General features: G+C 41.6%; 10 protein-coding genes. 8 read left to right on the top strand and 2 right to left on the bottom strand.

Translation table 11 applies throughout. The features are described from left to right. Positions 1-164 precede the first annotated feature (164 nt). The gene (locus NO992_RS22570) at positions 165-710 is read left to right on the top strand and encodes a hypothetical protein (RefSeq protein ID WP_371380616.1); all 546 of its coding nucleotides are present in this window, start codon (positions 165-167) and stop codon (positions 708-710) included. A gap of 41 nt (positions 711-751) precedes the next feature. Here NO992_RS22570 and NO992_RS22565 read toward each other — a convergent pair whose 3' ends face one another. Both NO992_RS22565 and NO992_RS22560 read right to left on the bottom strand, forming a co-directional pair. After that, a complete protein-coding gene (locus NO992_RS22565; RefSeq protein WP_371380614.1) occupies positions 752-2,086 on the bottom strand; it encodes an NAD(P)/FAD-dependent oxidoreductase in 1,335 nt (444 codons plus the stop codon). 1 nt (position 2,087) lies between these two features. Further along, positions 2,088-2,645, bottom strand: a complete 558-nt coding sequence (locus NO992_RS22560; protein WP_371380612.1) for a GNAT family N-acetyltransferase — start codon at positions 2,643-2,645, stop codon at positions 2,088-2,090. A gap of 154 nt (positions 2,646-2,799) precedes the next feature. On the opposite strand from NO992_RS22560, the gene NO992_RS22555 reads away from it, so the two are divergent. The 7 genes from NO992_RS22555 (at position 2,800) to NO992_RS22525 (ending at position 11,754) form a co-directional block, all read left to right on the top strand. Next, positions 2,800-3,027, top strand: a complete 228-nt coding sequence (locus NO992_RS22555) for a hypothetical protein (protein WP_081629141.1) — start codon at positions 2,800-2,802, stop codon at positions 3,025-3,027. Positions 3,028-3,124: 97 nt separating this feature from the next. Continuing rightward, positions 3,125-4,564 carry a chitinase gene (locus NO992_RS22550; protein ID WP_371380610.1) on the top strand — a complete coding sequence of 480 codons (1,440 nt, stop codon included), beginning with the start codon at positions 3,125-3,127 and terminating at the stop codon, positions 4,562-4,564. 497 nt (positions 4,565-5,061) lie between these two features. Next, positions 5,062-6,573, top strand: coding sequence for a S8 family peptidase (locus NO992_RS22545; RefSeq protein ID WP_371380608.1), 1,512 nt, complete (start codon positions 5,062-5,064; stop codon positions 6,571-6,573). Positions 6,574-6,608: 35 nt separating this feature from the next. Further along, positions 6,609-7,388 (top strand): Hint domain-containing protein, encoded by a 780-nt coding sequence (locus NO992_RS22540; protein WP_017217664.1) that lies wholly within the window; start codon positions 6,609-6,611, stop codon positions 7,386-7,388. Between the two features lie 345 nt (positions 7,389-7,733). Then, positions 7,734-8,516, top strand: coding sequence for a hypothetical protein (locus tag NO992_RS22535; protein ID WP_371380606.1), 783 nt, complete (start codon positions 7,734-7,736; stop codon positions 8,514-8,516). 57 nt (positions 8,517-8,573) lie between these two features. Next, positions 8,574-10,040 (top strand): hypothetical protein, encoded by a 1,467-nt coding sequence (locus NO992_RS22530; RefSeq protein WP_371380604.1) that lies wholly within the window; start codon positions 8,574-8,576, stop codon positions 10,038-10,040. 160 nt (positions 10,041-10,200) lie between these two features. Further along, on the top strand, positions 10,201-11,754 hold the full coding sequence (locus tag NO992_RS22525; protein WP_371380602.1) for a hypothetical protein: 1,554 nt from the start codon (positions 10,201-10,203) through the stop codon (positions 11,752-11,754). Positions 11,755-11,854 lie beyond the last annotated feature (100 nt).

Here is an 11,854-nt window from a genome sequence, read left to right as displayed (position 1 = left end):
TTCTTGCCATTGGACACCTCTAGTTGAGTGGTAATGATACCACCTAAAATAGTGTCCGGATTTATTGAACCACAACAGGTTGCTTCGCACAATCAAAAGATTACGTTGAGATAGGTTATGGGAAAATCTCAATTAAAGAGCTGAGTGAAATAAAGCCAACAGGGGTGGCGCTGAGCGCAAAAAAATCCTTCGACCAATTTTACTTACAGGGTACCTATATAATATCGAGTGATAAAAACAATCAGCAAAATGATATAGCTAGTGGCGTTGGCGCTCGAATAATCGAAACAAAAGTTGATACAGACTGGAAACAATTTACTGTACTAGTGGGTCATGAATTTCAACTATCAGAACAATCATCGCTGGATTTATATGGTGGTTATTCTCGGCTCAAGTTGCAAATGGATGCAACTGCGGAAGTGGAATATATTATCAACGGCGAATACCGTTATAGAAATGAAATTGACGTATCAGCTAACAACGATGCCGATCTTTATCATCTTGAATTGGCTTATGCGCTCTCGGTAGACTCATTCGATGCGAAGACCGGTATTGGGTTTGAACGCATCAATGGTGAGGAAGGAGAAAGTAGTTTTTTATACCTTGCTGAGATTGGCTACCATTTTACTGATCATATTTCTGCAAATCTAAACTATAGAAATGCTGATGTGTACAACAACGTTGGTTTTAATCTGCGCTATAGCTTTTAGTCGTTGAAAAAGGTGCGTGATGGGCGCACCTTCTTAATTTGCTAAGCGAATTTATCCATCAACTGAGCATATTGGTAATACGCGAGTTGGCCTACTCTTCTTAATTGTGGCATCGGAAACTTAGGTAGTGGCTTGGTATAGATTGGTAAATTAGGGACTTTAAGACCCATTAATTTTTCAGCAAGTCGAATACTTGCCTGAGCACTAAACGCTACACCTGAGCCGCAATATCCAAGTACATACCCGGTATTGTTTTCGCTGTAGATATGGGGAAGATCATCAAGCGCAGCGGCAATATAACCACTCCAGAAATAATCAACTTTAACATCGAGTTTAGGAAAGCAATCGTTAAGTGCAGAGCGCAAGCTGTGTTGATATTTTGCATTGTCCTGATCATGGCCAAACACCGCGCCTCGCCCACCAAACAAAATACGGTTGTCAGGCAGGCGACGATAGTAGTATTTAAGCCGTCTGGTATCCATGACGACTTGCTCTGTGATTAAGCCATTGGCAGCGAGTTGCTCATCGCTAAGTGGTTCAGTCACGATAATACTACTTAAAATAGGCAAGTAACGCCCTTGAGTTAACGGTGAAAACTGTCGCTGAGCATAGGCATTCGCTGCGATCACTACCTTATTTGCTGAGACTTTGTGGCCGTTCACTTCGAGCTGGTGGTTGCCATTTTGGTTCTGGTGGCGGGTGACCAGACTGTTTTCATAAAGTTGCACACCAGCTTGCTGAGCTAATGCCTTGTAACCTAGTAACAGTTTCAACGGGTGAACACCAAACGCGTTGTCAAATCGCAATGCGCCAAACCCTTGCTGGTTGTGCATATAGGTTTCGGTCAGTTGTTGCCGAGACAGTAATTGATGGCTCTTGCTACCCATGGTTGCAGTGAGAAATTCGGACTGCGCTTTTAGTAGCGAAAATGCTTGCTGATTGTGTGCAACTTTCAAATACCCAGATGCTTGCACGTTGCAATCAATGTGATTGGCGTCGATATGTTCACGGACTAAAGCAACGGCGTTGTTATACTCTTGATATATGGATTTACTGACATCCAAACCATATTTTTTGGCCAGTTGCGCATAACCAAGCCGTCCCGTACTTGGTAGCACAAATCCCGCATTTCTCGCGCTCGCGCCAAAGCCTACTTGATTGGCTTCAAATAGGGCAACGCTTTGATGATGAGTGGTAGCTAAATGGTAGGCGGTAAGTAAGCCCGTAAAGCCGCCACCGATCACTGCGATATCTACTTGTAGTGGTTTATCTAGCGAAGGGTTGGGGGTACCTAAAGGGCAGGTTGCAGCCCAGTAGCTACTGGCAAAAGCTTGGCCTTGGCAATGTGGCTGAGTGAGAGGATCAAACCCTGACATCTTAAAACTCCAATACCATTTCTGCTGCTTGGCAGTGACATTCTGTACCACAAATAGTACAAACATAGCCTTGATAGATACAGTCATCTAGCCACTTATCATCATGGACTTTGATCAGTTTGCCACCGGCTTTGGTGAAGTATTTAACGGCACCGTTACCTGGGCTTTGTTTCCAAAGATGAGCAACGCCAGCTCTTGCGCCTTGTTGTTTTAGTGCTGTTATTGCGTGTTTTAGTAATTGAGGCCCAATACCTTGGCCCTGTGCGTTCGGTGACACCGCGATACATTTAAAATAGGCCATGTCATTTTGATCGACAGGCCACAAAGACGGTGAACTCCACTTATCTATAGGCCATTGTCCGGCACTATATGATGTTCTAAAACCGAGCAACTCATCGTCATCGCTTAAGGCAACAAAGGAAGCATTTATACCGTCTTTACAGCCTTTTTGGCGCATTTGTTCAATGCCTGCGTTATCAAGATAATTATCACCATGAACGAGATTGCCAAGTGCGATAACACGCTCGAAATGTTCTGGTTGTAAAGGAATAATTTTCATAGGCTCTCTGTTGTTGTTATTTACTGTGAGGCATTTTGACTAGGGCCTGTTTATCTTTCAAGTTTGTTTTTGCAGCAGTTTGATTGGTATTTATACAAGGCAGAGCCTGCGTAGCATAGTCATTCTATGTGAGTCAGGCGAGAACACAGTAGAAATGCAAATCAAGCGCTGCCCTTTGGGTTCACCTGAGTGCGCTTTGTTCATTGTTGCTCAACTTTTTCCTAGATCACTAGGCGGCAAGTCGAGCGTCGCGACCAAAACACACTCAGAAGAACAAAAATCAAACCGCAAAGGTCAACAGGCCCTAGCATACCACGTTGGATCATGTACCAAAAACGCTAAGACTCATCGATTTTGGAGGACGTTACTACATATGTTGTAAGAATAAAAAGTGAACAAAATTTGACAGCGATGTCATTTTGTTAATAATTGTTGAATTGATGAGTCTCATTATTAACAACAACATGTAAAGGAAAAGTATGAATACTCTAAAACTAGCGACTGCAGTTTCGCTTGCCATAACTGCAAGTCAAGTAATGGCCATGAGTCCGCAGCCCGATCCACAAAACCCCAATGGTTATATTGTTTCTCGAATAGAATTGAAGAATGCCGAGAGCGCGAAAACCAACAACCCTATGTATGCTATTTGGTCAAAAGCACTGGAAACAAGAGATAATGCCGCTGTAGAGGCCATTGCGCCGGGGCTTGCCAGTAATCCAGATAATGTAAAAAGAGCTGAGCGAGTATTTGGTCAAACTCAGTGGCAATTTCTTACGCAAATGGCGGCGCCTGAATACACCTACACGCGCTTTTTGCGTGCTATTGGTAAGTTTCCCGCATTTTGTGGCGACTATACTGATGGCAGAGACGCCGACGCAATCTGTAAACGCTCAATCGTGACTGCATTTGCGCATTTTGCCCAAGAAACGGGGGGGCATATTGCCAAAGACAACACTTCTGATAACCCTCTCGGGTTAGAAGAATGGCAACAAGCTTTGGTGCATGTGCGTGAAATGGGTTGGTCAGAAGGACAAGTTGGTTATACCACAGGGTGTGGACAAAATGACTGGCAAAACCGCCGCTGGCCATGTGGGGCGGGACAAGGATATTTTGGCCGAGGCGCTAAGCAGCTTTCATATCACTTCAACTATGGCGCATTCAGTGAAGTCATGTTTAACGGTGATGCAACGGTGTTATTAAACAATCCGGGCTTAGTGGCTGACTCTTGGCTAAATTTAGCGTCTGCAATTTGGTTTTTCTTAACGCCGCAAGCGCCAAAACCTGCAATGTTACACGTTATTGATAGAACTTGGACGCCATCCTTGCGTGAAAGTGAGGCTGGGATTGGTTATGGCTTTGGTACCACGATTAATATTATCAATGGCGGTATTGAGTGTGGCGCGCAAAATAAAGACAAGGGTCAGCCCGTTAACCGCATTCGTTATTGGGAAGGGCTTTCACATTATTACAACATCACGATTGAAGCCGATGAAGAAAACACCTGTTGGCAGCAAACACCATACGGAAGCTTAAATCTTGACGGCGCAACTGATGTCCTCTACACCAACTGGGAAGGTGATTGGGCTTATTATGCAGATCGCCCCGGAGGTTATTCATTTGAGTGTAAACTCGTGGGGTATCAAACAGCTTATTCTGCACTTGTGCCGGGAGACTACGAGAAATGCGTGACAAACTTTTATCAATCACACGCAAGCTGGCCTGAAGTTCGTGTCGTTGATGACTTACCAACCAACCCGACTGAACCGCCTGTTGGCGGTGTACCCGCTTGGGATGCCGACAAGGTTTACTTAAAAGGTGATAGAGCGAGCTACAATGGTGTGATCTACGAAGCCAAGTGGTGGACTAAAGGCAATATACCTGCTGCCGATGGCTCTGGCCCTTGGTTGGCTGTTAACTAGATAGTGTTGGCGGGTTTCCCGCCTCTATTTCTATTAGATTTATTTTTACTTAAAACTCGCCTTTTATTACGCTTTATTCTATTGATCTTTTCAGAATTCCTCCTCTTATTAAAAATATAATCTTATTTTATTGTTATTTATTTAAGGTTTTTAAATGCTTGTTTATTTCTTTGTGTATGTTTTTGGTTTTTTGCAAAAAGGGCAATATTTAGAAAAGCTAGGTGTTGTGTTTTTTGTTTTATTTTGTTTTTTCGGTGGTTTTAATGTGTTTGTTTTTATCTCTTTGAAATGACTGCTAATTCTATTTTTTCATTCGGCTTATCTAAATTGTTTAAATCATGTGTGTTTTGTTGTTTTTTTTGTTTTTTATGTGTAACTTTGATGTCGCTAAAATGTGTTTCTATGTATATCTGTAGTTTTAGTTGTAGTTTGCATTGCTTTTTTAGTCGATATAAACCGGAACTTACTTTGATTTTTAAAATAAAAAAGGAAAAATCATGAAAAAAAGGAAAATAACACCGTTGTTATTGAGCCTTATGCTTGGGTCTACAGTTCAAGCCGCTGAGTTTTACAGTAACTCTTCAGGAACACAGGCGATTAAAGACAGCTACATTATTGTGTATAATACACCGTCTGCTTTAGTTAATGCAGATATCAGCACTAAAGCAGCATTTACGGCATCTTTAACGTCGAAGTTAAGCGCAGAGTTTGGGTTAGATGTTGATTATCAATATGATAACTTAGCTGGTGTTGCTGTTAAAGCAAACTCCGAGCAGTTATTGAAGTTGCTTTCCCACCCAGACATCAAGTTCATTGAGCAAAATGCGACCTTTACCATTGATCCACAGTTCTCTGATTTCCACGCGTTACAAAACAACCCTACTTGGGGTTTGGACCGTATCGATCAACGAGATCGCCCATTAGACAAGAAATACGTTGGTGCGAATAATGGTCAGGGTGTCACTGCTTACATAATCGATACTGGGGTGTTAAACAGCCATAATGATTTCGGTGGTCGTGCTAGAAATGGTTATGATTTTGTTGATAACGACGCTGTTTCTCAGGATTGTAATGGTCATGGTACGCATGTTGCCGGTACAATCGGCGGTTCGCAATATGGTGTTGCCAAAGCAGTAGATTTAGTTGGTGTGCGGGTCCTTAATTGTAGTGGTTCTGGATCATATGCTGGCGTAATTGCGGGGATCGACTGGGTTGCTGGTAATGCTTCTGGACCATCTGTTGCAAATATGAGCTTGGGTGGCGGTAAATCTCAAGCTGTTAATAACGCTGTGGCAAATGCAGTGAACCGTGGTATTACCTTCGTAGTGGCTGCGGGGAATGATCGTGGCGATGCTTGTTCTAAATCACCAGCAAGCGAGCCTTCTGCAATCACTGTTGCCTCTTCAGATATCAATGACGCAAGATCTGGTTTTTCTAACTACGGGAAGTGTGTCGACGTATTCGCACCTGGATCTTCAATCACGTCTGCATGGATTGGTTCTAATAGTGCAACGAAAACGATTAGCGGTACATCAATGGCATCACCTCACGTTGCTGGTGTAGCTGCACTACATTTGTCTAAATCACCAAACCTAAATCCAGCTCAGGTGACTGCGGCAATTAGTAACAACGCCTCTCAAAACAAAATTTCGGATGTGGTTGGTTCGCCAAACAAATTGGTCTATGCAAAATTTGAAGACCAACCTGGAGATGGCTTAGTTGAAATAGTCAGTGGTAACAAAGGCCAGTCTAAAGTATTCCCTTTCAATGTTGCTTCAGGCACGACCAAATTAGTAGTTAGTTTATCCGGTGGAACTGGTGATGCTGATCTTTATATCAAGCATGGTCAAGAACCTTATCCTATCGATAACGACTGCGCTTCAGAAAATCCGGATACTTCAAACGAATCATGTGTCATCACTAATCCTGCGAGTGGCACTTGGTACTTATCAGCCTATGGGTATAGTGCTTTTAATAATGTCACCCTTAAAGCTGAAGCTGTGAAATAAACTTCAATTTACATTAATTACAAGGAAATTTTTCTATGAGATCTTTGATGATTTTATTCACTACGTTGTTTGCTCTTGTTGCATTCAAATCAGAAGCGGCAATGGATATTGCTGCTTATCAAAGTCAAGCGACTACCGATAATGCCGCTCATGGACGCTGTGCAAAAAAGGCTATTTCAGCGACTGAGTGTGTTAAACGTATAGATTGGGCTGTTCGTGAGGGCTATATCACTGCTAGAGCTGGTGAGTGGGGTAAAGCTAATGGTTTCTATCCAGTTGTTGACTTTTATGACAGAACGGTTGGTGCAGTATGTAAGTGTGGTTGTTTTGAAGCGAATACATTAATCCGTGTCACCAAAGGTGGAGATATTGTCGATGTAGCAGCAAAACATATAGATGATAGCTATGGTTTGGTTGGCTTGGCAAAGGATGCTTCTTTGAGCTTGCTATCGACAAACACGTTTGAAATGAGAGCGCGTACTAAAGGTGCTGAAGAATCAGATCTTTACGTGTTTACTTTAGAAGATGGCTCTGAACTTAAAGTGACTCAGCACCACGGTATGCTTTTAGGCAATGGCGCGATGGTTGCTGCTAAAGATGTTGAGTTAGGCCAAACGATGTTGCGTGCAGATGGCGTTGAGCTTTCAGTTGCTTCAATTACTCGTGAGCCTACCGAGCTGGATGTATACAACTTTGAAACCAATGGTGCAGAAGTAGTAAATCACATCATTATTGCAAACGACATTTTAGTTGGTGATTTAACTTGGCAAAATCAGCTACAAGCTGAATTAGGCCAAGTTGTAGTACGCCAGTAAATAATTCTTCAATCGGGAAGGTTATTCCTTCCCTTTTTCTATCTGTTTGATTTGAAGTTGGATTGTTATTTGAGACAGCAGTTTTTACTTGTGATTGTATTTAAATCAGTTTAGTTGTTCCGTCGCAAACGCTGTATATACCGCTAAAAAATAGCTGTGGTGTTTATAAGACGCTTGAAGCGGCGGGATAGCAGTGAGTAAAATTGCCATTATGAGTAGCGCAGCCTTTTGAAAAGCTATTATGGCTATTTTTTGTAATGAAGTTGGCACTATTTTCCAGTTCGAACACTAGCAGGTTTTTATCTTTCAAATTATATCTCGGTTTAATTTTTAGGTTTTATTCTCATGAAAAAAAGTATTTTGATTACAAGTTTGGTCGCTGTGATAGCACTGGCAGCTTTTAAGTTTAACTTGTTTTCTGCTGCAGAAGTTGGGGCGGAAAATGAGGTAAGAAATAATCCAATAACAACACTCACTAAAAGTGAGGAAGTGGAATTAAGTAAACTCGATGAGTTAGACAAAAAGCTTATCAATGAAATCAATACTAAGTTACCTAAAGCCGATCCTAAACTTGCCACCCCTGAGGTTCGATTATTAACGGCTTTTGAGAGAATGCAATTGTCAGTGGGTAAGTTTAATTCTGCCTCTTTTATTAGCGAAGAGATGCAAGACTTATTGCATGACGCCAAGATGATTGAAATTGCAAAGCAAAGCCTTGTAGATTATGAGCACGTTGAAAAAACATTTGGTGAACAACAAGCGCTGGTTAGAGTGTTTTCAATTCGTTTGTTAGACGAACTTGCCAAAGCGGGAGAGCCGGGGCCTTTATATGAGGCTACTGGCCAAGTTGCACACGCATTAAATGCTAAATTGGTAAACGGTGAGACGATCGAAAAGCGCAGAGACCTAGATCTTGAAGATTTGGTTTATGCTTCCATTGCTACCTATGGAGATAAACAAGTGATTGATTCTCCAGAGACTGTAATGATGGAACTCGGATATTATGACGACTTTCATACTGACATCAGGAAGATTTATGCCAATCAATTTGGTGCAATTATCAATCGTAAAAAAAGCGTAGATGAAACAATATTAATAGTACAGAAGTTATTTAAAAAGCAGTCGTAAAAATAGTGTTTTAACTTACATCATCAAAATCAAGAGATTTAAAAGAAGGACTTTGTAATGGGTAACTCCACAAAAGCTGTTTTTTTATTGAGTGCTTTATATGTAGTGTCAAGTCATGCCAGTATGCACCCTGTTAAACCATTTGCTCAGCAATATATTTCAGATTCAATTAACTGGATGACGGAGCAAAATATTGTCTGTGATCTGGCCGAACAATCTCACCCGATGTGTGATTCTGTCACTGTTCATTTTAACGACGGTAATTATGATCCGCAAAGGACTAAATCACAGCAGACTGTATTGGTATTAGATTACGGTATGGATTTGCAAACGGTATTGCGTTATCGAAGCCGAGTCATCGCGACGTATAAATATGATCATCAGAACCAGTCTTTTGTGGCTGATAATCCATCGGTGACTATCTCAAAGTTAGGGAAAAAGTTGTTAACTGAGCTTGACGGATTTACTTATCTCAATGGCGAGACAGGGTATACCGAAAGTGGCTTTTTGCCTGCGGCTTGGCTTGGGGAGTTAGCGGCTAAATATGTTTCGATAGCGAAACACGATAAATACGATCATATAACTGGAAAGCCGCACTTTAGTCACGGAACTAAGGTTTTTGGTTACTTAGCACAACACAATCCCGATGCCGAGTTTGTCATTGTTGATACTGAGAGCTTTTCTCCATTTATCAATCATAAAGATGCACTTTGCAGCCGCAATATCGAAGCGTTACATAGCAAAATGCAAAGGGCTGCTAATTCCTTACGAGCCGATGTTATTGAGCAGCATGGTGTTGAGTATATAAACTATTCCGGCGGTTTTGAAAGAACCGATGTCCGTAATGCGTGGTCTTCTAGCTCATGTAATGGCCAACTGAGCAATAGTACCGCTACCGAATTTGTTAAGAGTATCAAGCCTATTTATGATGTACTGTTTAATACCCACGGAGTACTAGGCCTTCATGCCGGTGCGATTGGTGCTAGTAGCAGTGAGAATCCTTTAGATGTAACTGAATACCCTAACCGGGTACGCGTGATGTCCTATACCACCGGTCCGGTGGACACTAATATAACGGCTACAGGCGATTTAAATTGGCAACAGGTTTTTGTAGATCATACTTCTGAGTTTAATGGTGACAAGTATATCGATCTATTTGTAAATTTTGGCTATGGAAGAAGCGACTTCTGGGAACAGAATAGCACGCCGAAGATGGCCTCTGATGTTTATGGAATGCGCTACGGTGCCGATTGGGAGTTTCCATCGTCCTCTTGGGCTACGCCGATCGCCACTTCCTATGCGATTGCGACACAAACTCAACTTGAGCTTGATAGGCAAATAACTTGGTTTGATCCCGCGCTATTAAAGCAGACTTTGTTACCAAATCAGTGTTTTGACAATGGTGGTTACTTCATCAACTTTAAGCTATCTCAATTTATTCGTGATGGTGAAGGAGTATGTAGAATTCAAGATCCATTGAAGCATCGCATTGATGAGTTGAATCGTCAAAAGTATCTAAACTAGTAACACATTAGGACTTTGTACTAATTTGTTACTTTATGGTGCCTGTTTGACAATCCATGATATAGTCTCTAAAAAAATTTTTTGTTAATTTGTTGTGTTTGAATATTTTGCTTGGTAGGCAAAATATAATGTATCGAGCACCATTCTAAGGATAGGTTTTATGGTTAAAATAACAGGTACTTTATTTGCCGTTTCGTCTTTGTTATTTATTTCTGGTTGCGGTGGAGGAAGTGATTTAAATGATCCTATACCGGATCCAATTAAACCGCCGCCAGATCCTGTTATAGTTGAGCCCGATCCCAGTGTGTTTATGGACGCAATTGAACAGCAGGGCAAACAGTACGTCGCAGATGCAATTGAAGTTATAACCTCGCAAGGCATAAACTGTACAGATACGACAGCGACCCATGGAATGTGCGATATTGTTAATGTAAAGTTTAATGATGGAGTGTTTGACCAATCTCGGACAAAGTCATCGCAAACATTGCTAGTTTTAGATTATGGGATGGACTTTCATACGGCGCTTAGATACCGATCTCGAGTCAAAGCTGCGTTTAAATATGACCCTCAATCCAAAACTTTTATCGCGGATAACCCAGAGGTAAACCTTTCAAAGCTGGGAGTTAAACTTTTAACAGAGGTCAATCAGTTTACCTTTACGAATGAAAAATTTGACTCTCCGCAGCCTGCATTTCTACCCGCCGCGTGGTTATCTGATCTCGCTATTAAATATAGGGCTGTAGTGCCTGCTGATAAAGCAGATAGAGTCACGAAGCGCAATTTTAACAGTCATGGCACTAAGGTATTTGGTTATCTTGCTCAGCATAACCCTGAGGCAGAGTTTGTTGCTATTGATACTGAGTCTTTCTCACCTTTTATTCAGCATAAAAACGCGCTCTGTGCGCAAGATGTCAGTGAATTTTCTCGTTTCATGACAAGTGCAGCAAGCTCGTTAACGGCTGATATTATTGAAGCGAACGAAGTTGAATTTATTAACTATTCGGGCGGCTTTACGTTACAAGATGTGTATATCGCATGGGAGCAAAATGCGTGTTCGGGAGAGCTGAATAACGCAAAAGCTACTGAATTTTTATATGCTTTGAAGCCTGTTTATGAGGCAATATTTAGCTCACCCAGAGCACTTGCATTTCATGCTGGTAATATTGATGCGGTTGCAAGCAATGATGACTTAGATCTCATGCAATTTAGCAATCGAGTTCGGGTTTATCAGTATTCGACTTCAGCAAAAAACACGACAATTCAGCCATTTGGAAAATCTGAGTGGCAACAGGTTTATGTAGAACAGCCAGACAGTTTTGTCGGTAATGAGAGCATCGATTTGTATATTAATGTCGGTTATGACCCATACGACAGCACGGCAAAAAATAGTACGCCTAAAATGGAACCCGATGTGCTTGGTATGCGCTATGGTGTAGAGCAAGCCTTGTATGGCTCCTCTTGGACAACTCCAGTTGCAACATCATACGCGATAAATGAGCAGGTAAAGCTTGCTACTGAAACGGGTGTGAGCACCTTTGACCCTCAGGTGTTAAAAACAAGACTACTACCAGACTCTTGTAATGATTCTGGTGGCTATCAAGGAAACGAGACGCTCGCTAAGTTTATTGAACAAGGGCAGGGGATGTGCCGTATTCAGGACCCTTTACGTCATCGGGCTGATGAGCTCAACCGTATTGGATATTTAAGCCGATAAATGACTCACTGTAATAATGTAAAAATGAATCGAAGTCGCATATTGTTGTGTACTTCGATTCTTTACCTTAATTTCTGCTAATATCATAAACTCCAATTGA

The organism is Pseudoalteromonas sp. DY56-GL79 (assembly GCF_041414765.1).
Classification (GTDB): Bacteria; Pseudomonadota; Gammaproteobacteria; order Enterobacterales; family Alteromonadaceae; genus Pseudoalteromonas; species Pseudoalteromonas piscicida.
The sequence above is the reverse complement of the archived record's forward strand: the minus strand, read 5'-3'. Positions and strand labels throughout refer to the sequence as shown.